The organism is Micromonospora sp. SD12 (assembly GCF_052068495.1).
In the GTDB taxonomy this organism is placed as follows: Bacteria; Actinomycetota; Actinomycetes; order Mycobacteriales; family Micromonosporaceae; genus Micromonospora; species Micromonospora echinofusca.
Genome location: NZ_JBQHDF010000004.1, coordinates 262616 through 285653 on the forward strand (window position 1 = coordinate 262616; position 23038 = coordinate 285653).

Sequence of the window (23038 nt, forward strand, 5' to 3'; positions counted from 1 at the left end):
GGTCGCGCGCTCAGTCCGACAGCCGCCGGCGCAACGTCACCTCGGTCCCCTCGGCGGTACGGGTCACCGACAGCTCCCCCAGCGCCTCGATGAGGGACAGCCCCCGCCCCCGGAAGCCCGAGCCGGTCGACTCCCGCCACCGGCCGCTGTCGCGCACCGAGGCCACCACCGTGCGGTCGTGAATGGTCACCTCGACGCTGATCGTCGGCTCGGCCGGCTCGACGGGGTGCTCGATGGCGTTGGCCGCCGCCTCGGAGATGGCGACGGTCAGGTCGAACAGGTCCGTCTCGGTGACCTGGTGCGCGACGAGGAAGTCCTCCAACCGCTTGCGCAGCACGCTGAGCCGGGTGGGATCGGCCGGCAGCCGCAGCGCGAACCGGTTGAGTTCCGCCGCCTCCAGGGCGAGCACCGCGACGTCGTCGCGCAGGGGCCGGCCGGCGACGCGCTCCACCACGGCGTCGATCAGGTCGGTCACGTGCTCGCCGGGGGTGGCCGCGTCCTGCCGCAGCAGGTCCAACGAGGCGTCGATGCCGAGTTGCCGGTCCTCGATGAGCCCGTCGGTGTAGAGCAGCAACCGGCTCCCGGCGGTCAGCTCCCCCTCGACCGTCCCGTAGGTCGTGTCGGGGATCGCCCCGACCGGCGGCCCGAGCGCCCGGCCGTGCAGGAACGCCACGTCGTCTCCTCGGATCAGCAGGGGGGACGGATGACCGGCGCTGGCGTACCGCATCCGGCCGGTGCGCGGACTGAACCACAGGCAGAAGACGGTCGCGAAGGACCGCCCCTCGGTCGTGCCGACGAGCCGGTTGAGCCGGGTCAGCGACTCACCGGGGTCGAAGCCCTCCAGCAGGTACGCCCGCAGCCCGTTGCGCAGCTGGCCCATCGCCGCGGCGGCCGGTACGCCCTTGCCCACCACGTCGCCGATCGCCAGCACCAGCTCGTCGTCGCCGAGCGCGATCACGTCGTACCAGTCTCCGCCGACCTCCACGTCGGCGCTGCCCGGCAGGTAGCGGCTGGCCACCAGGGCGCCCGGCAGCTGCGGCAGCGACCGGGGCAGCAGGCTGTGCTGGAGCGTGGTGGCGATGCGGTGCTCGGCCTCGTAGAGCTGGGCGTTCTCCAGCCGCACCCCGACCAGCCGGGCGAGCTGGGTGAGCGCGGCCTCGTCGGTGTGGGCCCCGTCGCCGTCCGGGCGCCAGACCCGCAGCTCGCCGAGCCGTTCGCCGGCGGTGCCGGTCAGCGGCAGCACGAAGGACGGCTCGATCGAGGCCAGCCCGCCGCCGTCGGCCTCGAAGCGCATCCCGGTGGCCGAGACCACCACCCGGGCGGCCTCGGCGAGGCTCAGGGCGTGCCGCGCGGCGACCTGGAGCACGTCGGCCGTGGAGCGGGCGGTGTTGACCGCCACCGCCGCGTCGGCCAGGGCCCGCAACCCCCGGATGATCTGGCCACGGAGCTGGCCCAGCTCGACGTTGGCCCGCACCCGGGCGGTCAGCTCCTGGCCGGAGAAGGGCTTCGTCAGGTAGTCGTCGGCACCCACCGCCAGCCCGGCGACCTCCTCGGCGGAGCCGGCGCGGGCGGAGAGCAGCACGATCGGCACGTGGCGGGTACGCGGATCCGCGCGCAGCGCGGCGACCAGGCCGAACCCGTCCAGCCGGGGCATCATCACGTCGGTCAGCACCAGGTCGAACGAGCCGTCGACGGCCTGCCGCAGCGCCTCCACTCCGTCGGTGACCGCGACCACCTCCCAGGACGGCGAGAGCAGCCGGGTGACGTGCTCGCGGAGGTCGGCGTTGTCGTCGGCGACCAGGATCCGCCCGGCGGCGCCGGTCCCCCGCGTCCCCCCGGCCCCGTCGACGGGGCCGGCGGCGCTCGTCCAGAGCCCCGTCTCCGCGACGTAGAGGTCGGCGTGCGCCAGATCGAGCCGCGCCGTCGCCTCGGCGTGGGCGATCCGCTCGGCCGGCAGGTGCCCGGCGCCGAACGGAACGGTCACCGTGAACGTGCTGCCCTCGTCGACGCGGCTGCGCACGGCCACCTCGCCGCCGTGCATCTCGACCAGCTCTCGGACCAGCGCCAGGCCGATGCCGGTGCCCTCGTGGCTGCGTGAGCGCATCCCGGGCACCCGGTGGAAGCGCTCGAAGATCTGCGGCAGCTCCTCCGGCACGATGCCGACGCCGGTGTCGGTGACCTCCAGCCGCGCGGCCCCGTCGACGGCGCGGACCCGTACCCGGATCTCGCCGTCGAAGGTGAACTTCACCGCGTTCGAGACGAGGTTGAGCACGACCTTCTCCCACATGTCCCGGTCCACGAAGACCGGCGCCGGCAGCGGTGGGCAGTCCACGACCAGGCGCAGCCCGGTGCGCTCGGTGGCCGACCGGAACGTGCTGGCCAGGCGGGCGGTGTAGTCGGCGAGGTCGGTGGGCTGGTAGCGGGCGGTCAGCCGCCCGGACTCCAGCCGGGAGAAGTCGAGCACCGTGTTGACCAGCTTGAGCAGCCGCAGCGCGTTGCGGTGCATGGTGGTGAGCCGGTCGGTGTAGGCCTCGGGCAGCGCCGGGTCGGCCAGCAGGTCCTCCAGCGGGCCGAGCACCAGGGTCAGCGGGGTGCGGAACTCGTGGCTGACGTTGGCGAAGAAGTTCGTCTTGGCCCGGTCGAGGGCGGCCAGCTCGGCAGCGCGGGCGCGTTCCTGCTCGTACGCCCGCTGCCGCCCGACGGCCCGGGAGATCTGCGCGGCGACCAGGTCGAAGAAGTCCCGGTACTCCTCGGTGAGCGGCTGCCGGCGGGCCACGCCGACCGCCAGCGTGCCGACGGTCTCGTTCCCGGCGGTGACCGGCAGCACCAGTGCCTCACCGGTCGCATCGTCCGGGGCCTCGGCGAGCAGGTCGGTCACCGCGACGGTGGTGGCGGTGCCGGAAGCGACGACCTCGGCGAGCCGCGCCGGCGGGGACATGACGACCGCCCCGGGATCGACGCCGCTGCACCCGGCCAGCACGACGTCGCCGGTTCCGCCGGGCAGGTGCACCAACGCGAACGGCACGTCCGACCGGTGCCGGTCGAGCACCGCCGTGGCCGCCCGGCCCAGCGCGGGGCTGCTGTCGACCTCGGCCAGCACGGTGCCCAGCTCGGCCAGCAGCCGCAGCCGGCGCTCCCCGACCACCCGGCCGGTGGTCTCGTTGACGATGCAGAAGACGCCGTCGACCGTGCCGTCGGTGCCCAGGATCGGGTCGTAGGAGACGTCGAAGTACGTCTCCTCCAAGAAGCCGCGGCGGTCGAGCGGGAAGGGGTGGTCCTGCGCGCGGTACGACCGGCTGACGCGCCGGACACCCTCCAGCAGGGGCCCGAGTACGCTCCAGGTCTCCACCCAGTGCTCGCGGGCCGGCCGGCCCAGCACGTCGGGGTGCTTGTCGCCGATCGTGGGGCGGTAGGCGTCGTTGTAGAAGGCGAGTTCATCCTCGCCCCAGAAGATGACGATCTGCGCGCTCGAGGCGAGCATCAGGCCGATCGCCGAGCAGAGCGTCGCCGGCCAGCGGTCGGGCGTGCCGAGCGGATGGGCCGACCAGTCGACGCGGCGCATCAGCTCGCCCATCTCGCCGCCGCCGGCGAAGGCGGCGGCCAGCATCGGGGGGAACTCGGCGTCCTGCCCTCCCTCGGCCGGGCAACCCTCGTCCACGCCCCCCTGGGCCGAGCTCATAGTTCCTCCCGCTCCGGCCATCACCGCCTCGGCCCGGTGATCCAACCGGCCGTGCCCCGCTTGGTACCCCGACGGACGAGCAACGTAACGCATACCGCCCGCCGTGCGCTGGTTACGTCCGCCGCACCGGGCCGTCGGCCCCTCGCGGCGGCGTCGCGCGGCCCGATCCACACGCGACGGCGCTCGCCCGAATCCCCACCAGCGCGGCCTTTCAGTCCCGCCGACGGGACCACACCGGGACCACCCCGCACCCCTCGACACGCGACTGTGATCTGCGACACCTACCTGCGTGCTGGCGTCCCGCGCCGGGCCACCATCGACGGCCCACCGCGCTGAGGAGGAACGTCGCCGACGGCCCACCACGCCGTCGAGGGACGTCGCCGGCGGCACGCCCGGCCGGGCAGGGACGTCACCGAAGGGCCGGACCGGCCCGGTGCTCCCGGGCCGACCGGTGCTCCCCGGCCGCCCGGACCAGGGCGGCGATCGGCCGGGGGTCGGGCTCGTTCTCCGGATGCCACTGCACGCCGAGCAGGAAGGGGCGGTGCGGATCCTCGACCGCCTCGACCACCCCGTCGTCGGACCAGCCCGTCGCCGTCAGCCGGCCCGGGTCGGCCACCGCCTGGTGGTGGTACGAGTTGACCCGGACCACGCCGGCCAGCACCGTCGCGGCCAGGCTGCCGGGGGCGAACCGCACGCCGTGCCCGCCGTAGACGCCGGGGGCGGGACGGTGCAGGTCGTGCCCCAGGACATCCGGCAGGTGCTGGTGCAGCGACCCGCCGGCGGCGACGGCGAGCAACTGCATCCCCCGGCAGACGCCGAGCACCGGCAGGTCCGTGTCGAGGGCGGCGGTGAGCAGGGCCAACTCGCCCGCGTCGCGCCCGGGGCGGCTCTCGGTGCGGGGCGCCGGCAGCTGGCCGTACCGGGCCGGGTCGACGTCCGCGCCGCCGGCCAGGAGCAGCCCGTCGAGCACCCGCAGCACGTCGGCGTCGCGGTCGTCCGGCGGTAGCACCACCGCCCGGCCGCCGGCCGCGGTGACCGCCCGGACGTACGCCTCGGGCAGCAGCACCGCCGGCACGTCCCGCCACACGCCCCAGCCGACCGGCTCGACGTACGCGGTGATCCCGATCAGTGGCCGGCTCACAGCGGCGTGACGTACGCGCCGGTGATGCCGCCGTCCACGACGAACTGCGCGGCGGTCATGAAGGACGAGTCGTCGCTGGCCAGGAACGCCACCGCGGCGGCGATCTCCTCCGGTTTCCCGAACCGCCCCATTGGCACGTGCACCAGCCGGCGGGCGGCGCGCTCCGGGTCGGCGGCGAAGAGTTCCAGCAGCAGCGGGGTGGCGACCGGGCCGGGACAGAGCGCGTTGACGCGCACGCCCTCCCGGGCGAACTGCACGCCCAGCTCCCTGGTCATCGCCAGCACCCCGCCCTTGCTCGCCGTGTACGCGATCTGCGAGGTGGCCGCCCCCATCAGCGCCACGAACGACGCGGTGTTGATGATCGAGCCCCGTCCCTGCCGGCGCATGTGCGGGATGACGTACTTGCAGCAGAGGTAGACGCTCGTGGTGTTGACCCGCAGCACGCGCTCCCAGGCGTCCAGGCCGGTGGTCAGGATCGAGTCGTCCTCGGGCGGGGAGATGCCGGCGTTGTTGAACGCCACGTCGATGCGCCCGTGCCGCTCGGCCACCCCGTCGAAGAGGTCCCGCACGGCCGACTCGTCCGCGACGTCCGTGGCGACGAACTCCCCGCCGATCTCCTCGGCGGCCCGCCCGCCCGCCTCCGGGTCGACGTCCACGCAGACCACCCGGGCCCCCTCGGCGGCGAAGCGCCGCACGGTGGCCAGCCCGATCCCGCTGCCCGCTCCGGTGACCACCGCCACCCGGTCCTCAAGTCGACCCCGCACCTGATCACTCCTCCGTCGCGATGAACACGTTCTTGACGTCCGTGAAGGCGTGCAGCGCGTCCGGGCCCAGCTCGCGGCCCAGCCCGGAGCGCTTCATCCCGCCGAACGGCGTCCAGTACCGCACCGAGGAGTGCGAGTTGACGCTGAGGTTGCCCGCCTCCACGGCCCGCGCCACCCGCACCGCCCGGCCCACGTCCCGGGTCCAGACCGAGCCGGACAGCCCGTACTCGGTGTCGTTGGCCAGCCGGATCGCGTCGGCCTCGTCGTCGAACGGCAGCACCGAGACGACCGGGCCGAAGATCTCCTCGCGCCAGTGCCGGTCCGCGGGCGAGTCGGCGAGCAGCACCGTCGGGGCGTACCAGAAGCCGGGGCCGTCGGGGCGGGAGCCGGCGAAGGCCACGTTCGCCCCCTCGACGTAGCCGGCCACCCGGTCGCGCTGGGCGGCGGAGATCAGCGGGCCCATCTCGGCGGTCTCCCGGGCCGGGTCCTCCACCCGCAGCGCGCGCACCGCCGGTTCGAGCAGTTCCAGGAACCGGTCGTACGCCGGGCGCTGCACCAGGATCCGCGAGCGTGCGCAGCAGTCCTGCCCGGCGTTGTCGAAGACGGCGTACGGGGCGGTGGCCGCCGCCCGCTCCAGGTCGGCGTCGGCGAAGACGAGGTTGGCGCTCTTGCCGCCCAGCTCCAGCGTCAGCCGCTTCACCTGCGCGGCGCAGCCGGCCATGATCCGGGTGCCCACCTCCGTGGAGCCCGTGAAGCAGACCTTGCGTACGGCGGGATGGGTGACGAAGCGCTCCCCCACCACCGACCCGGCGCCCGGCAGCACGGTGAACACGTCGTCGGGCACCCCCGCCTCGCGCGCCAGCTCGGCCAGGCGCAGCGCGGTCAGCGGGGTCAGCTCGGCGGGCTTGAGCACCACGGTGTTGCCCGCCGCGAGCGCCGGCGCGAAGCCCCACGCGGCGATGGGCATCGGAAAGTTCCAGGGCACGATCACGCCGACCACGCCGAGCGGCTCGTGGAACGTCACGTCCAGCCCGCCCGGCACCGGGATCTGCCGCCCGGTCAGCCGCTCCGGCGCGCCCGCGTAGTAGTCGAGGACGTCGCGGACGTTGCCCGCCTCCCACCGCGCGTTGCCGATGGTGTGCCCGGAGTTGCGTACCTCCAGCCGCGCCAGTTCCTCCAGGTGCGCGTCGACGACCGCCGCGAAGCGCCGCAACACCCGCGCCCGCTCCCCCGGCGCCACCGCGCGCCACCGTACGAAGGCCGCGTCCGCGCGCGCGATGGCCGCGTCGACCTCCTCGGCCGACGTGGCAGCCACCCGCCCCACGACCTCCCCGGTGGCCGGATCCACCACCTCACTCACGTACCCACCCCTTCGCGGCGTCGATCATGCAGTTGTGCCTCGTCAGAGCCGCCCATCATCCTCGATCGCCCACCGGAACTCCATGATCGACCGCCGGAGGGGGCGGGGTCAGAGGCGTTCGAAGCCACGCTGGAGTTCCCAGTCGGTCACGGCGGCGTCGAAGGCCGTCAGTTCGACCCGCGCCTGGTTGGCGTAGTGGGCCGCCACCTCGTCCCCGAACGCCTCGGCGGCCAGCGTCGAGCCCTCCCAGAGAGCCAGGGCGTCGCGCAGCGTGCCGGGGACCCGTTCGGCGGTGGCGTCGTCGTACGCGTTGCCGGTGCACTCCTCGCCCAGCTCCAGCTCCCGCTCGATGCCGTGCACTGCGCCCGCGACCAGCGCGGCGATGGCGAGGTACGGGTTCACGTCCGCGCCCGGCACCCGGTTCTCCACCCGCATGCCCTGCCCGTGCCCGACCAGCCGCAGCGCGCAGGTGCGGTTGTCCGTGCCCCAGCGCAGCGCGGTGGGCGCGAACGACCCGGGCTGGTAGCGCTTGTACGAGTTGATGTTCGGCGCGAACAGGAGGCTGAACTCGCGCATGGTCGCCAGCAGCCCGGCCAGCACCCGCTGCCCGGTCGTCGACAGGTGCGCCGGCCCGTCGCCGAGCATGGCCGAGCGGCCGTCGGCGTCGCGCAGCGAGAAGTGGATGTGGCAGGAGTTGCCCTCGCGCTCGTTCGGCTTGGCCATGAAGGTGATCGACATGCCCTCCTGGGCGGCGATCTCCTTCGCCCCGTTCTTGTAGATCACGTGGTGGTCGGCGCAGGCCACCGCCTCGTCGTAGCGGAAGGCGATCTCGTGCTGGCCGAGGTTGCACTCCCCCTTGGCGCTCTCCGGGGTCAGTCCCGCCCCGGCCATCTCCCGCCGGATGCGGCGCAGCAGCGGCTCGACCCGGGCGGTGCCGAGCAGGGAGTAGTCCACGTTGTACTGGTTGGCCGGGGTCAGGTCGCGGTAGCCGCGCCGCCAGGCCTCCTCGTACGAGTCGCGGAACAGCACGAACTCCAACTCGGTGCCGGCGTACACGGTCAGCCCGTGCGCGGCCAGCCGGTCGAGCTGCCGGCGCAGGATCTGCCGGGGCGAGGCGACGACCGGGGAGCCGTCCAGCCAGGCCAGGTCGGCCAGGAGGAGCGCGCTGCCCGGCTGCCAGGGCACCCGGCGCAGCGTGTCGAGGTCCGGCACCATGGCGAAGTCGCCGTAGCCGCGTTCCCAGCTCGACATCGCGTACCCGTCCACGGTGTTCATGTCGACGTCGACGGCCAGCAGGTAGTTGCAGCCCTCACTGCCGTGGGCGGCCACCTCGTCGAGGAAGTAGGGCGCGTGGAACCGCTTGCCCTGCAACCGGCCCTGCATGTCGACCAGGGCCAGCACCACGGTGTCGATCTCACCCTCTGCGACGGCGACCCGCAGCTGTTCCAACGTGAGCGGAGCTCTTCTCATCGGCGGGCCTCCATCACCAAGGTCTACTGGCTTACCGGATGCCCGTCAATGCCCCGCCCGGCGTCCCGGCAACCGCGCCGGGGGCCGCCGGGTGTGACCGCCGGACGCCTCCGCCGACGCGGTGCCCGTCGCGCGCAGTCGTCCCGCCCGGCGGCCGCCACCGAGAGGCTCGGCAGCGGCCCACCGGTCGGCCCGGCGACCGGGCAAATTGCGTTGCCGTGGCGGCGCGTGCGCCGCATGCTTGAGCCCGTGACCAGGCCCGATCGCGACGGGCCACCGCCGGGCGCTCGGACCGCCCGGCACGCGGCGGCGCGGGGCACGTCACCTCTCTCTCACCCGTACGGCGCTGCGCCGTACCCGACGCCCGCCCCGCGCCGTCGCCGCACCGCGTTGCGCCCGCACCGCGCCGTCTCAGGTGAGCAGCAGGCCCGCCACCCAGAGCCCGGCGACGAGCAGGCCGGCGAGGAACTCGACCAGCATGGACAGGCCGGCCGCCGCCACCGCCTGCTTCGTCGCGGGCCAGGCCAGCCGGGAGTCGCCCAGGCGCAGCCGCTCGGCCGCCCACACCCCGCCGACGAAGCCGAGCACCAGCCCGAGCACCGGGATCACGAAGAAGCCGACCAGCCCCAGCAGCCCCCCGGCGAGCAGCGAAGAGGTGGGCACGCCGGTACGTTTCAGGTTCCGCCCCGGCCAGGCGTACTTGACGACGGTGCCGCCGGCCACGACCACGGTCGCGGCGGCGAGCACCGCCCAGCGGCCGGGCCCGGCGCCGCCGAAGACCGCCCAGATCAGCACCCCGCCCCAGCACAGCGGCAGCGCCGGCAGGCCGGGCACCACCACGCCGGCGAGCCCGGCGAGGATCGCGATCCCGGCGAGTACGCCGACCGCCGCCTCGCTGTCCGTCAGGCTCATGCCGTCGCTCCCCGGTCCTCGGCGCGCAGCCGCTCGGTGATCTCGTTCGCCGGGGCGGGTGGGCCGAAGAACCGTCCCTGCCCGGTGTCGCAGCGCAGCGCGCGCAGCCGCTCCGCCTGCGCCCCGGTCTCCACCGCCTCGGCGGTCACCCACAGCTCCAGCGCGTGCGCCAGCCGGACCAGCGCGTCCACGATCCGCTCGTCGCGGTGGTCGGCCGTCGCGTCGGCGTCCTCGCCCCGGATGCCCTCGACGAACGGCCCCGCCAGCTTCAGGCAGTGGATCGGCAGCCGGCGCAGGTACGCCAGGTTGGAGTAGCCGGTGCCGAAGTCGTCGATGGCCATCCGTACGCCGAGGGTGGCCAGCCGGTGCAGCGACCGCAGCGGCTCCCCGGCGGTGCCCATCACCGCGCTCTCGGTCAGCTCCAGTTGCAGCAGGTCCGCCGGCAGCCCGGTGGACGTCAGCGCGTCGGCGACGGTGTCGACGATCCCCGGGTCGTCGGCCTGCCGGGCGGCCAGGTTGACGCTGACGACCAACTGGGCCCGGGGGAACTCGCGCCGCCACGCCTCGGCGTCCCGGCAGGCCTGCCGCAGCACCCACTCGCCGAGCCGGACGATGAGGCCGGTCTCCTCGGCCAGCCCGATGAACCGGTCCGGCCCGATCAGCCCCAGCTCGGGGTGCTGCCAGCGGACCAGCGCCTCCACGGCCAGCATCGAGCCCTCCAGCAGGGACACGATCGGCTGGTAGTGCACCACGAACTCGCCCCGGTCCAGCGCCGCCGGCAGCCCGGCGGCGAGGGCGGAGCGCGCGATGTCGCGGGCGCCGCGCTCCGGGTCGTAGACCGCCCACCGGCCGCGCCCCTCCGCCTTGGCCCAGTAGAGCGTGGTGTCGGCGGCCTTCATCAGCTCCGAGGCGCTCGTCCCGCCGACCGGGCACTCGACGATGCCGACGCTCGCCGACACCGCGAGCTGGTGCTCGCCGATGCGGACCGGGGCGGACACCGCGGCCAGGGCCACCTCGGCGACCTGCACCGCGTCGTCGATCCCGGCGCCGTCGTCGACCAGGATGACGAACTCGTCCCCGCCCATCCGGGCGACGAGGTGGCCCCGGCCGGCGACGCAGTCGGCCAGCCGCCGGGCGATCACCACGAGCAGCCGGTCGCCCAGGTCGTGGCCGAGGCTGTCGTTGACCGCCTTGAAGCCGTCCAGGTCGAGGAAGCAGACCCCGACGCGCTGGGTCGCGTCGGCGACGTCGAAGACCCGGCCCAGGGTCTCGAAGAACAGGGTCCGGTTGGGCAGCCCGGTGAGCGGGTCGTGCAGCGCCTGGAAGCGCAGCCGCTGTTGGAGCTCGTACCGCTCGGTGATGTCCTCGATCATCGCGACCGTGAACCGGGGCCGGCCGTCGTCGTGGCGGATCAACGAGACGGACAGGTCCGTCCAGACCACGCTGCCGTCCTTGCGGTAGTAGCGCTTCTCCACCCGGGCCCTGTCCTGCTTGCCCTCGGTCAGCTCCTGGTAGAGCTCCCACATCCCGGCCGCGTCGTCGGGGTGGAACAGCGCGGCCACGTTGGTCTGCCTCAGCTCCTCGATGGAGTAGCCGAGCATGTCCGCGAACGCCTGGTTGACGTCGATGATCCGACCGTCGACCCCGGCGATGCCGATCCCCGTGGCCGCGCCCACGAAGACCGCCCGGAACCGGGCCTCGCTGTCGCGCAGGGCCTGCTCCACGTCGTCGCGGGCCTGCCAGGCGGAGCGGGCGATCCGCTCCTGCTGGGCGAAGGTACGGTCGCGCAGCGCCCGGGCGAAGCCGGCGGCGAGCCCGCCCTGCAACGCCGCGACCCGTTCCGCCGTCTCGTCCCGGTGGGCCCGGCCCGGCAGCACCCGGGCGGCGAACCGGTCGCCGAGGGCCCGCACCGACCAGTCGAGCACCCGGGGCTCGGTCAGGTGCTCCTCGACCAGCGCGCGCCCCACCTCCTCGGCCGGCAGGGCCGAGAACGGCTCGGCCAGCAGGGCCTGGGCGAGCCGGACGGTGTGCAGGTGCAGCAGCCGTTCGGTCTCGGCCGCGCTGAGCGGCACGAAACCGAGTCGGCGCACCGTCCGGGCCCACTCGGCCGCGTAACGCTGGGCGCCCGACCGGCTGAGGTCGTCGCCGCCGGGCTCCGGGACGGCGGCCATCGGATCAGGCGGTGGGCTGGTCGTACCGGGCGACGCCGCCGAAGGCGCCGAACCGCTCCGGGTGCTCGTCCACGTCGGAGGGCGAGTCGGGGCGCCACAGCGGCATGTGCACCACGCCCGGCTCCAGCAGCGTCCAGTCGCCGAAGAAGCTCGTCACCTCGGCACGGGAGCGCAGCGTGATCTCGGTGTCGGTACGCGCGGAGAGGCGCTGCGCGTCGAGCATCTCCTGCGGCTGGTCCTCGAACGTGGAGTGCGAGACGACCAGGTGGCTGCCCGGGGCCGCGGCGGCCCGGAGGGTGGCCAGGACGTCGCCGGGGCGGTCGGCGTCGGGGATGAAGTGCACCACCCCGGCGAGCAGGATGCCCAGCGGCCGGTTGAAGTCGAGCAGCCCGAGGTCACGGGCCCCCGCCAGGATCCGCTCCGGCTCGCGCAGGTCGGCGTGGATCACCCCGGTCAGGTCGTCGCCGGCGAGCAGCTCGCGGCTGTGCGCCACCGCGACCGGGTCGATGTCGACGTAGACCACCCGGGCCTTGGGGTTGGCCGCCTGCGCGACCTCGTGCACGTTGCCGACGGTGGGGATGCCGGAGCCGATGTCGAGGAACTGGTCGATGCCGGCGTCGAGCAGCGTCCGTACGGCGCGGCGCAGGAACTCCCGACCGGCGCGCATGGTCGCCGCCAGGTTCGGGGTCATGCTCGCGATCTGCTCGGCGAGCTGCCGGTCGATCTCGAAGTTGTGCGCTCCGCCGAGGAAGTAGTCGTAGACCCGGGCCGCGCTCGGCCGGGACAGGTCGATCTCGGCGGGAAGTCCGTCCGGCTTCTGCACTGCTGCACCTCATGGTCGTCGCCGCGGTGCGGGAGGGGACCGGCGCCGGGGTGCCTGGGGCACGCGGGGCACCGGCCGACCCGCGGGTCGTGTGGTGCTCACCACTCTAGGCCGCGAACTCCCGGCTCCGGGAGGTCCCATGACCCACTTCGTCGGCCCTTCCGGCCCTCGTCACGGTCCGTACGACGGACGGAACCGACCCGTCACGGTCGGGGCACCCGACGCGCACGCGCGGGCCGGAACCCCCGCAGGTGCCCGGGAGCCCGGCCCACGTGGGTCAGGCGGCCTCGAGCAGCAGCGAGATGCCCTGGCCGACGCCGACGCACATGGTGGCCAGCGCCCGCCGGCCGCCCCGGCGGCGCAGCTCCAGTGCGGCCGTCAGCGCCAGCCGGGCTCCGCTCGCGCCGAGCGGGTGCCCGAGCGCGATCGCCCCGCCGTTCGGGTTGACGTGCTCGGCGTCGGTCGGCAGGCCCAGCTCGCGCAGCACCGCGACGGACTGCGCGGCGAACGCCTCGTTCAGCTCGATCACGTCGACCGCGTCGAGGCCGAGGCCGTGGCGGTCGAGCAGCTTCCGGGTGGCCGGCACCGGCCCGACGCCCATCACGCGCGGCGGTACGCCGGCCGCGGCGGCCCCGGCGACCCGGGCCAGCGGGGTCAGGTGGTAGCGGGCCACGGCCGCCTCCGAGGCGACCAGCAGCGCCACCGCGCCGTCGTTGACGCCCGAGGAGTTGCCGGCGGTCACCGTGCCGCCCTCGCGGAACGGGGTGGGCAGCGCGGCGAGCTTCTCCAGCGAGGTCTCCCGGGGGTGCTCGTCGACCTCGACGAGCTTCGTCTCGCGCCGGCCCGCCGGCACGGTCACGCCGACGATCTCCTCGGCGAACCGACCGTCGGCCTGTGCCTTCGCGGCCCGCTGCTGCGAGCGGTACGCGAACTCGTCCTGCTCGGCGCGGCTGACGCCGTATTCGGCGGCGACGTTCTCCGCCGTCTCCGGCATGGAGTCGATGCCCCATTGCTTCTTCATCAGCGGGTTGACCAGCCGCCAGCCGATGGTGGTGTCGTAGACCTCGGCGGTGCGGGAGAACGGGGTGGTTGCCTTCGGCATCACGAACGGGGCGCGGCTCATGCTCTCCACCCCGCCGGCCACCACGAGGTCGGCCTCGCCGGCGACGACGGAGCGGGCCGCCGTGGCGAGGGCGTCCAGGCCGGAGCCGCAGAGCCGGTTGACGGTGCTGCCGGGCACCTCCTCGGGCAGCCCGCCGAGCAGCGCCGCCATCCGGGCCACGTTGCGGTTGTCCTCGCCGGCCTGGTTGGCGCAGCCCAGGACCACGTCGTCCACCCGCGCCCAGTCCACCGACGGGTGCCGGCCGACCAGCTCGCGGATCACGTGCGCGGCCAGGTCGTCGGGGCGGACGCCGGCGAGGGCGCCGGCGTACCGGCCGATCGGGGTGCGGACACCGGCCACCAGGTATGCCACGGTCATCAGCGCGATCCTTCGGGGGGGTGGGAAGGGCGGGGGCGGGGCGGTTCCGGGTCGCGGGGACGCCCGGCAGCCAGGATATCCGCGCGGGCAGCGGATAGGTTGGCGGCATGGCCCGGGCCCAGTTCAGCGCAGAGACCAGTGTCGGCGGCGAGTTCGTCCGCCAGCCCAACCGGTTCACCGGTCGGGTCACCCCGGACTCCGACTCCCCGCCCGGAGGCGGGCCCGACGCGCAGGGCCGCTGGCCGCTGGAGCCGGGACGCTACCGGCTGATCTGGTGCCGGGCCTGCCCGTGGGCGCACCGGGCCCGGATCGTACGCGACCTGCTCGGCCTTCAGGACGCGATCTCCCTCGGCACCGTGGACCCGATCCGCGACGAGCGGGGCTGGCGGTTCGCCCTCGACCCGGACGGGTTCGACCCGGTGCTCGGCGTCGGCTTCCTCTCCGAGGCCTACCTCGCCACCGACCCCGACTACACCGGGCGGGTCACCGTGCCGGCGCTGGTCGACACGCGCACCGGCCGGGTGGTCACCAACGACTATCCGCAGCTCACCCTGGACCTGTCCACGCAGTGGCGCGGCCTGCACGGGCCGGGGGCGCCGGACCTCTACCCGCAGGCGCTGCGCCCGGAGCTGGACGCCCTGATGGCGGAGATCCACCGCGACGTCAACAACGGCGTCTACCGGTGCGGCTTCGCCACCTCCCAGGCGGCGTACGAGGAGGCGTTCACGGCCCTCTTCGCGCGGCTCGACGCGCTGTCGCAGCGGCTCGCGGGCCGGCGCTACCTGATGGGCGACGCCATCACCGAGGCCGACGTGCGGCTCTTCACCACCCTGGTCCGCTTCGACGTGGCGTACCACGGTCACTTCAAGTGCAACCGGCACAAGCTGACCGAGATGCCGGTGCTCTGGGCGTACGCGCGGGACCTGTTCCAGACGCCGGGCTTCGGCGAGACGGTCGACTTCGACCACATCAAGCGGCACTACTACGGCACCCACGCGGCGATCAACCCGACGGGGATCGTCCCGCTCGGCCCCGACACCTCCGGCTGGACCACGCCGCACGGGCGTGGCTGAGCCGCGCCGGGCCGGTCCGCGCGCCACACCGCCCCGGGCCGCCGCCGCGTCGGCCTCCGCCGCCTGCGTGGTCGGGGGCGCGGTCGCGGTGACCGTCGCCGTGGTCGCCGGTCCGGGGCCGGGCCTGACCGGGTACGTCAGCGAGGCGGGCGTCACCGACAGCGCGTACGCCCCGGCGTACCGGATCGGGGTCTTCGCCCTGGCGGCCGGGTTGTTGCTGCTCGCGACGGCGCTGCCCCCGGTGCTGCGGGCGGCGGCCGGGCTGCTCGCGGCCGGGAGCGTCTTCGCGCTGGTCTCCGGGGCGGTGACGTGCAGCGCCGGCTGCCCGCTGCCGCCGTTCGAACGGGCGACCACGGCGGACCTGGTGCACGGCGCGGCGAGCATCCTCGCGGTGGCCGCGGTGGTCCTCGCGATGCTGGCGGTCACGCTCACCCGGGCCGCGCCGTCGGCGCTGCGCCGGCTGGGCGCGGTGGCCCTGGCGGCGGCCCTGCCGCTGGCGGGCGCGACCGCCGTGGCCCTGGTCTTCGTGGGGCGCGGCGGCCTGATCGCCGTCCTGGAGCGGCTGCTGCTGCTGGTGGCCGTCCTGTGGGGCGCGGCCACCGCGACCGCCGTCGCGCTCCGCCGGTAGGCGGGGGCCACCCCGGTCGACGCCCCGCGCCGGGGAGATCCGTCCCGGGCCACGCTGTAAGGAGCGTCACCGCACGGGCTCCTTCCGCTGCATCGACGGCCGGCGTTAGCCTCGGCGACGATGACCAACGTCTGGCACCTGACCGTGCGCCTGTATGTCGACCTCCGACTGCAGGCCAGCGGCGTCTGTCCGGCGCAGCCGCTCTCCTGACGCTGCCCGTACCGACCCTCCAGACCTGGGACACACCCTCATGGCTTCCGCCCTGCGCAAGATCCCCTTCTCCGTGCAGATCCTGCTCGGTCTCGTCCTCGGCGTGGCGCTCGGCTTCCTCGCCCGCGCCAACGACCTGAGCTGGCTCACCAGCACCCTCGACACCGTCGGCGGCCTCTTCGTCCAACTGCTCAAGCTGGCCGTGCCGCCGCTGGTCTTCACCGCCATCGTGGTCAGCGTGGTCAGCCTGCGCGGCGTGACCAACGCCGCCCGGCTGGCGCTCAAGACCCTGCTCTGGTTCGGCGTCACCGCGCTGATCGCGGTGGGCGTCGGCATCGGGCTCGGCGTGCTCACCGACCCGGGCCGGGGCGTCACCCTCGACACCGCCGGCGCCACCGCGCCGGCGAAGACCGGCTCGTGGACCGACTTCCTCACCGGCATCGTGCCGACCAACCCGGTCGGCGCGTTCGTGGACGGCAACGTGCTCCAGATCGTCTTCCTGGCCCTCGTCGTCGGCGCGGCGGCGCTGCTGGTGGGCGAGCCCGCGGAGCCGTTCGTGGCGATCAACCGCGCGCTGCTGGAGATCGTCCAGAAGGCGCTGTGGTGGGTCATCCGGCTCGCCCCGATCGGCACGCTCGGCCTCATCGGCAACGCCGTCGCCTCGTACGGCTGGGACCTGGTGGCCCCGCTCGCCAGGTTCACCACCGCCGTCTACGTCGGCTGCGCGATCGTGCTCTTCGTGGTCTACCCGCTGCTGCTGGTGGGCGCCGGCCGGCTCAACCCGCTGCGCTTCTTCGCGGGCGCCTGGCCCGCGATCGAGCTGGCCTTCGTCTCCCGCTCCTCGGTGGGCACGATGCCGGTGACCCAGCGCTCGGTCGAGCGCCTCGGCGTCCCCCGCGAGTACGCCTCGTTCGCGGTGCCGTTCGGCGCCACCACGAAGATGGACGGCTGCGCGGCGGTCTACCCGGCGCTGGCGGCGATCTTCGTCGCCCAGGTCTTCGGGGTGCAGCTCGGGATCACCGACTACCTGCTGATCGCCTTCGTGTCGGTGGTCGGCTCGGCCGCCACCGCCGGCCTGACCGGCGCGATCGTGATGCTCACCCTGACCCTGAGCACGCTGGGCCTGCCGCTGGCCGGCGCCGGCCTGCTGCTGGCGATCGACCCGATCCTGGACATGATCCGCACCGCCACCAACGTCGCCGGTCAGGCGCTGGTGCCGACGATCGTCGCCGCCCGCGAGGGCACCCTGGACCGGGCCGCGTACGACTCGGCCGGCCGGCGCCCGCTGCTCGCCCCGACCGACGCCGACACCGACACCGGTCCGCGCCGGGCCGAGCAACCGGCCCCCGTACCGGCCTGAGCCACCCGCCGCACCGAGCGACCCGACGACCCGGGGAGGGCCCCACCGCGGGCCCTCCCCGCCTCCGGAGAGGATGACCACATGAGTGTCCTGTTCACCCCGTTGACCCTGCGCACGGTGACCCTGCCCAACCGGATCGCCCTGGCGCCGATGTGCCAGTACACGGCCGGCCCGGACGGCCTGCCCACCGACTGGCACCTGGTGCACCTGGGCGCCCGCGCGGTCGGCGGCGCCGGCCTGGTGATGACCGAGGCCACCGCCGTGCTGCCCGAGGGGCGGATCAGCCCGCAGGACACCGGGCTCTGGTCCGGGGTGCACGTCGACGCCTGGCGGCCGGTGACCGCGTTCGTCGCCGCGCACGGCGCGGTGCCGGTCGTGCAGCTCGCGCACGCCGGGTTCAAGGCGTCGACGTACCGGCCGTGGGCGCCCCGGCGGGGCGGGGTGCCCGACGCCGAGGGCGGCTGGACGCCGGTCGGCCCGGGGGCCGCGCCCTTCGTCCCGGACTACCGGGTGCCGACGGCGCTGGACGAGGCGGGGATCGCCGGCGTGGTCGAGGCGTTCGCGGCGGCGGCCGGTCGGGCGGTCGACGCGGGGTTCGCGGCCGTGGAGATCCACGCCGCGCACGGCTACCTGCTGCACGAGTTCCTCTCCCCGCTGACGAACCACCGCGACGACGGCTGGGGCGGGGACCGGGCCGGCCGGATGCGGCTCACCCTGGACGTGGCGCGGGCGGTCCGCGCGGCCGTCGGCGAGGACGTGCCCGTGCTGACCCGCATCTCGGCCACCGACTGGGAGCCGGCGGGCTGGACGCCCGAGGACAGTGTGGTGCTCGCCGGCGAGCTGGCCGCCGCCGGGGTGGACCTGGTCGACTGCTCCTCGGGCGGCGCCTCGGCCACCGCGAGGATCCCGGTCGGCCCGGGCTACCAGGTGCCGCTGGCCGCCCGGGTACGCCGGGAGGCGGGGATCGCCACCGGCGCGGTCGGCCTCATCGTCGAGCCGGAGCAGGCCGAGGAGATCGTCGCGTCCGGCGACGCCGACCTGGTCCTGCTCGGGCGGGAGCTGCTGCGCGACCCGTACTGGCCGCACCGGGCGGCCGCCAAGCTCGGCGCCACCCCCGCCTGGCCCGCCCAGTACGCCCGCGCCTGACCCCCCGCTGGTCCTCCCCGGTCACGGGGTTGGCGGCGCTGTCGATCTCCGCATCGGTGCCGGCAGCCCCGTGACCGGGGCCGCGAGGGTGGGTGGGGTCAGCCGGCCAGGTGGGACCACTGGGGTTCCAGGTCGTGCCACGGCCCCTGGGCGGCGACCGTGCCGGAGCGCAGGACCACGACGTGGTCGGCCCGCACCAGGGCGGCCCGCTTCGACGTCGAACCCACCACGGTCACCCCGTGCTCGCGCAGCGCCTGCCACAGCGCCAGCTCCGTGGTGACGTCCAGCGCCGAGGAGACGTCGTCGGCCACCAGCAGCTCCGTACGCGGGGCGAGCGCCCGGGCCAGCGCGAGGCGCTGCAACTGACCGCCCGAGAGCCGGGTGCCCTTGTGCCCGATCAGCAGCCCGAGCCCGCCGCCGGCCGCCGCCAGGTCGTGGTCGAGCTGGGCGGTCGACACCGCCGCCGCGGCGTCCACCTGATGGCCGAGGGTGATGTTGTCGGCCACCGTGCCGGAGAGCACCCGGGGCAGCTGGCCGACGTAGCCCACCTGCTGGGGGCGCAGGAACAGCTCCGGCTCGGTGACGGGGTCGCCGTTCCAGGTCAGCCGCCCGGTGTGCGGGGCGATGCCGGCCAGCGCCCGCAGCAGCGACGACTTGCCCGAGCCGACCGGGCCCACGACCAGCACCAGCTGCCCGCGTTCCACCGTCAGGTCGACGTCGCGTACGGCCACCGTCCCGTCGGTGTGCCGGACGCCGAAGCCGGTCAGCTCCAGCCGGCGCAGCGGGTGCCGGGGCGGCACGACGGGCGCCGGGGCCGTCCCCGTGCCGAGGTCCACCCCCGGCACCGACGCCGAGTACGCCTCCACCCCGGCCATCGCCACCGTCCGCCGGGTCCACACCCGCGCCGACGGGATCTGCGAGATCAGCGAGGCCGTCGTCCAGGCGAACCAGCGGGCGGCGGCCAGGGTGGCGACCGCGACCAGGGTGGCGCCGGCCGAGAGGTGCCCGGCCAGGAAGAGCGCCCACGCGCCGATCGGCAGCAGGCCGCTGACCAGCGACGGGGTCGACCGGGACCAGACCTGCACGGAGATCTCCCGGCGTTGCCGGTCGCTGCGCACCACGTCGAGGTCGGCCAGGTGGGTCAGCACCGGGCGGGTGGCGCCGGCGAGCTTGACCGTACGGGCGGCCGACAACGAGGAGACCAGCGCGGTGGCGAACGCGGCCCGCGCCGCGACGGTGGCCCGCGCGGAACGTTCCAGGTGGGGGCCGAACAGCGTCGCGGCCAGCCCGGAGACCAGCATCGTGCCCGCGAAGAAGAGCCCCGGCACCACGCTGCCGGTGACGGCGGTCATCGTGACCAGGAGCAGCAGCGAGAGCCCTTGGTCCATCAGGTTGTCGGCGAGCTGCACCACCCGTTCGGTGTCGCCGCCCTGGGCCACCACCTCCGCCGGCGTGTGCCGGCTGACCCGGCGGGGTCCGGTCTGGCCGTGCACCAGGCGCAGGCTGATCCGCAGCATCTGCCGGACCCACCACTGCGGGAAGCGCAGGCCGTTGAAGTACGGCACCGGCAGGGTCACCAGCAGGCCGACGACGATCCCTAGCGCGGGCTTCCACGGGTCACCGGTGCCGTCGACGACGTCCGCCCAGAGCCACGGCAGCACCGGCCCCTCCAGCCCGAGGAGCACGAGCAGCAGGAACAACGCCAGCGAGGCCAGCCCGTACCGCGCGTCGTTGAGGCACAGCCGCAGGATCTCCCGCAGCTCGCGCAGCCCGCGCGGGGACGTCGGCGCCGGGTCCCCGGAGGCTGCGGACCCGCCCCCACCCGTCCGGCCGTCGACCGACCCGACCGACTCCGTCGGGGTCGCGGGGACCGACCCGACCGGCGGGACGGCCGACGCCTCGATCGGCGGCACGGCCGAGGACGTGGCCGACGAGACGGCCGGCGGGCCGGGAAGGGGGGCCTCCGGTGGGAGGGACTCGTCCCGGCCGGTGGTCGGCCACGGGTCCGACGGGCCGGTCAGCAGGTCGACCCCGCCGGAGCGGCCGCCCGGCGCCGCGTGGGCGTACGCGGTGGCGTGGCTGGTGGCGAGCAGCTCGGCGAAGCGTTCCGAGGAGTCCAGCGGCCCGGCCTCGACGACCGCTCCGTCGGCCATCACCACCACCTCGTCGCAGCGGCGTACGGAGGAGAGGCGGTGGGCGATGACGATGCCGATCCGGTCACGCAGCAACCGCTCGGTGGCCTGCTGCACCCGCGCCTCGGTGACCGGGTCGAGGCGGGCGGTGGCCTCGTCGAGGATCACCACGTGCGGGTCGCGCACCAGGATCCGGGCGAAGGCGACCAGCTGCTCCTGCCCGGCCGAGAGCACGTGCCCGCCGTCGCCCAGCCGGGTCTGCAACCCGGCGGGCAGCTCGGCGATCCAGCCGTCGAGCCCCAGCTCGCGCAGCGCCCGGGCGGCGGCGTCGAGCAGCTCCGGATCGAACAGCGCGACGTTCTCGGCGAGGGTCCCGGCGAGGATCTCGGTGCGCTGGGGCACCACGGCGATCCACCGGCGCAGCGCCTCGACGTCGAGGCCGCACACGTCGTCGCCGGCCAGGAAGACCGTGCCCGGCGGCACGTCGACGGCCCGGGTGAGCACCTTCGCCAGGGTGGACTTGCCGGAGCCGGTCCGGCCGACCAGCGCGTACGAGCGGCCCCGGGTGAAGGTCAGGTCGACGTCGCGCAGCGCGGGGCCACGCCCGTCGTCGGCGCCCCCGTAGTGGAAGGTGAGGCCCCGCACCACCAGGTCGCCCTCGGCCGGGACGCCCCCGCCCACGGGCTCCTGCCGGGAGCCCGCCAGCAGCTGCACCCGCCCCCAGGCACCTAGGGCGTACTGGAGTTCGGGGACCATCCGGCTGACGTGCTCGACGGTCATGCCGAAGCCGATGGCCAGCAGCCAGATCGCGGTGAGCCGGGCGGCGTCGACCCGGCCGGTGACCAGCGCCCACGCGCCGCCGAGCACCACGGCCGCGATCCCGGCCCGGATCACGCCGGCGGCCACGGTGGTGACCTGGGCGGACATCCGCCACACGCGCACCCCGCGACTGAGCACCTCGGCGGCCCGCCGGGCGTAGAGGCGCAGCACGTACGGCCGGGCCAGGCTGGTGCGTACGTCGTCCTGGCCGTGGATGGCCTCCTCCATCACCGCGGCGAGGTCGGACCAGGCCTCCTCCTCGGCCATCCGGGCCGGACCGATCCGTGCCGTGGGCTTGCGCAGGCCGAGGGCCAGCAGCACGGTCAGCACCAGCATCCCGACGCCGGCCGGCCACCACACCGCGAGGGCGACGACGGTCGACAGCACGCCCGCGCCGAGGCCCTGCGCGATCCGTACGCCCTGGTTGCGCACCGCGGCGGCGACCTGGTAGACGTCGCCGTCGATGCGGTCGAGCAGCTCGCCGACCGGGGTGGTCTCCAGGGTCGGCAGGTCCTGCCCGAGCGCGACCCGGCACAGCCGGCGGCGCACGTCGGCGGACCAGTCGGCGGTCAGCCCGGCCATCAGCAGGCTCACCGCGAGGTCGGTGAGGACGGCGGCGACCAGCGCGACGGCGAGCAGCGCGAAGAACCCGGCGGCGCGGTGCACCAGGACGGGGCCCGCCAGCGCGGCGGCGGCGGCCTGACCGCCGGCGCCGAGCACGATCAGGCAGGTCACGATCGCCATTCGGCGGGGCGAGGTGGCCCACATGTCCCGGAGCAGACGCATGACGGAGTCCCTTCGGGCAAAGCAGGGCGGAGCATCCAGCCTGGTCGGTGGAGCCGGCCGGCTCAACGCATTTACCGGCCGTTCACCTGCCCGGACGCCGGTGCCGAGGGCGTGCGCCGGCCGGGCTCGGGGCTGCGCCGGCCGCGACATCGGGGCCCGACCTGCGGGCGGACGCCGTGCGCGCCCGCGTCCGCAGCGCGTCCAGGTCGCCGCCGTGGCCCGTGGCTCAGAAGAGCACGGTGGCGAGCGTGCCGACCGGGCGGAACCCGCAGCGCTCGTAGACCCGGCGCGCCGGGAGGTTGAAGTCGTTGACGTAGAGGCTGACGGTCGGGGCGACCCGCAGCAGCGCGTCGCGCACCACCGCCGCCATGGCCGCCGACGCGATGCCCCGGCCCCGCCACTCGGGGGCCACCCAGACGCCCTGCACCTGGGCGGTCCGGCGGGTCACCACCGCCAGCTCGGCCTTGAACACCACCTGACCGTCGACGAACCGGGCGTACGCCCGGCCCGTCCGGACCAGGTCGGTGACCCGCCGCCGGTAGCCGCGCCCGCCGTCGTCGGCGAGCGGCGACACGCCGACCTCCTCGGTGTACATCGCCACCGCCGCCGGGAAGAGCCGGTCGATCTCGCCGGCGCGCACCAGCCGCACCTGCGGGTCCGCCCGCAGCGCGGGCAGCGCCTCGGTCCCCAGCAACGGCTGGTTGGGGCGTACGTCCCGGGCCGGCCCCCAGACGGCGGAGAGCCGGTCCCAGAGGCCGAGCACCGCGTCGGCCCGGCCCACGATCGACGAGCAGAGCCGCTCCTCGCCGGCCAGCAGGTCGGCGTAGGCGGCGACGGCCGGCTCGGTGGCGAGCACGGGGGTGAGGTTGCCGCCCAGCCAGCAGATCGACTCCAGGTTGCGGCGGCTGCCGTAGCCCAGCACCCGTCCCTCGGCGCGCCACCAGGCCAGGCCACGCGCGGTGATCCGCTCGGCGACCTGCGCGCCCGCGAACGGGTCGAGGTCGAGCAGCCGCTCGACCGCGCGGCGCTCCGACTCCCCCAGTTGACGAACCGGCACCGTCAGCACGGATACCAGCCTGCCAGA

General features: G+C 75.0%; 15 protein-coding genes. 4 read left to right on the forward strand and 11 right to left on the reverse strand.

Annotated elements, in window-relative coordinates; genetic code table 11:
- Nucleotides 1–10 precede the first annotated feature (10 nt).
- The 9 genes from ACTMS2_RS11110 to pcaF form a co-directional block, all read right to left on the reverse strand.
- A complete protein-coding gene (locus ACTMS2_RS11110) occupies nt 11–3679 on the reverse strand; it encodes a SpoIIE family protein phosphatase (RefSeq protein WP_441175320.1) in 3669 nt (1222 codons plus the stop codon).
- Nucleotides 3680–4088: 409 nt separating this feature from the next.
- Entirely contained in the window at nt 4089–4820 is a 732-nt protein-coding gene (locus tag ACTMS2_RS11115; protein ID WP_441175321.1) for a gamma-glutamyl-gamma-aminobutyrate hydrolase family protein, read from the reverse strand.
- A complete protein-coding gene (locus ACTMS2_RS11120; protein ID WP_441175322.1) occupies nt 4817–5584 on the reverse strand; it encodes a 3-oxoacyl-ACP reductase in 768 nt (255 codons plus the stop codon). The genes ACTMS2_RS11115 and ACTMS2_RS11120 overlap by 4 nt, the downstream gene beginning before the upstream one ends.
- Nucleotides 5585–5588: 4 nt before the next feature.
- Nucleotides 5589–6944, reverse strand: coding sequence for an aldehyde dehydrogenase family protein (locus ACTMS2_RS11125; protein ID WP_441175323.1), 1356 nt, complete (start codon nt 6942–6944; stop codon nt 5589–5591).
- Between the two features lie 108 nt (nt 6945–7052).
- Complete coding sequence (locus ACTMS2_RS11130) at nt 7053–8414, reverse strand: glutamine synthetase family protein (protein ID WP_441175324.1); 1362 nt, start codon at nt 8412–8414, stop codon at nt 7053–7055.
- 411 nt (nt 8415–8825) lie between these two features.
- Nucleotides 8826–9326, reverse strand: coding sequence for a DUF456 domain-containing protein (locus ACTMS2_RS11135; protein ID WP_441175325.1), 501 nt, complete (start codon nt 9324–9326; stop codon nt 8826–8828).
- A complete protein-coding gene (locus ACTMS2_RS11140; RefSeq protein WP_441175326.1) occupies nt 9323–11497 on the reverse strand; it encodes a putative bifunctional diguanylate cyclase/phosphodiesterase in 2175 nt (724 codons plus the stop codon). The genes ACTMS2_RS11135 and ACTMS2_RS11140 overlap by 4 nt, the downstream gene beginning before the upstream one ends.
- Before the next feature lie 4 nt (nt 11498–11501).
- Nucleotides 11502–12320: an SAM-dependent methyltransferase gene (locus ACTMS2_RS11145; protein WP_441175327.1), complete on the reverse strand. Its 819-nt coding sequence runs from the start codon at nt 12318–12320 to the stop codon at nt 11502–11504.
- Between the two features lie 277 nt (nt 12321–12597).
- Entirely contained in the window at nt 12598–13800 is a 1203-nt protein-coding gene (gene pcaF / locus ACTMS2_RS11150) for a 3-oxoadipyl-CoA thiolase (protein WP_441175328.1), read from the reverse strand.
- Nucleotides 13801–13907: 107 nt separating this feature from the next.
- Between pcaF and ACTMS2_RS11155 the strand changes: the two genes are divergently transcribed.
- From ACTMS2_RS11155 to ACTMS2_RS11170, 4 genes are all read left to right on the forward strand, one after another.
- Nucleotides 13908–14873, forward strand: coding sequence for a glutathione S-transferase family protein (locus tag ACTMS2_RS11155; RefSeq protein WP_441175329.1), 966 nt, complete (start codon nt 13908–13910; stop codon nt 14871–14873).
- The gene (locus tag ACTMS2_RS11160; RefSeq protein ID WP_441175330.1) at nt 14866–15501 is read left to right on the forward strand and encodes a DUF998 domain-containing protein; all 636 of its coding nucleotides are present in this window, start codon (nt 14866–14868) and stop codon (nt 15499–15501) included. Before ACTMS2_RS11155 ends, ACTMS2_RS11160 begins: the two co-directional genes overlap by 8 nt.
- Before the next feature lie 262 nt (nt 15502–15763).
- Entirely contained in the window at nt 15764–17071 is a 1308-nt protein-coding gene (locus ACTMS2_RS11165; protein WP_441175490.1) for a dicarboxylate/amino acid:cation symporter, read from the forward strand.
- Nucleotides 17072–17152: 81 nt separating this feature from the next.
- Entirely contained in the window at nt 17153–18217 is a 1065-nt protein-coding gene (locus ACTMS2_RS11170) for an NADH:flavin oxidoreductase/NADH oxidase (RefSeq protein ID WP_441175331.1), read from the forward strand.
- A gap of 98 nt (nt 18218–18315) precedes the next feature.
- Here ACTMS2_RS11170 and ACTMS2_RS11175 read toward each other — a convergent pair whose 3' ends face one another.
- Nucleotides 18316–21954, reverse strand: coding sequence for an ATP-binding cassette domain-containing protein (locus ACTMS2_RS11175; RefSeq protein ID WP_441175332.1), 3639 nt, complete (start codon nt 21952–21954; stop codon nt 18316–18318).
- Nucleotides 21955–22180: 226 nt separating this feature from the next.
- A complete protein-coding gene (locus ACTMS2_RS11180) occupies nt 22181–23020 on the reverse strand; it encodes a GNAT family N-acetyltransferase (RefSeq protein WP_441175333.1) in 840 nt (279 codons plus the stop codon).
- Nucleotides 23021–23038: the final 18 nt, after the last annotated feature.

Bases quoted from the DNA above. Each gene is read 5' to 3' on its own strand.
- ACTMS2_RS11110 (WP_441175320.1), bottom strand. From the start codon at position 3,679: ATGAGCTCGGCCCAGGGGGGCGTGGACGAGGGTTGCCCGGCCGAGGGA.
- ACTMS2_RS11130 (WP_441175324.1), bottom strand. From the start codon at position 8,414: ATGAGAAGAGCTCCGCTCACGTTGGAACAGCTGCGGGTCGCCGTCGCA.
- ACTMS2_RS11135 (WP_441175325.1), bottom strand. From the start codon at position 9,326: ATGAGCCTGACGGACAGCGAGGCGGCGGTCGGCGTACTCGCCGGGATC.
- ACTMS2_RS11140 (WP_441175326.1), bottom strand. From the start codon at position 11,497: ATGGCCGCCGTCCCGGAGCCCGGCGGCGACGACCTCAGCCGGTCGGGC.
- pcaF (WP_441175328.1), bottom strand. From the start codon at position 13,800: ATGACCGTGGCATACCTGGTGGCCGGTGTCCGCACCCCGATCGGCCGG.
- ACTMS2_RS11155 (WP_441175329.1), top strand. From the start codon at position 13,908: ATGGCCCGGGCCCAGTTCAGCGCAGAGACCAGTGTCGGCGGCGAGTTC.
- ACTMS2_RS11170 (WP_441175331.1), top strand. From the start codon at position 17,153: ATGAGTGTCCTGTTCACCCCGTTGACCCTGCGCACGGTGACCCTGCCC.
- ACTMS2_RS11175 (WP_441175332.1), bottom strand. From the start codon at position 21,954: ATGCGTCTGCTCCGGGACATGTGGGCCACCTCGCCCCGCCGAATGGCG.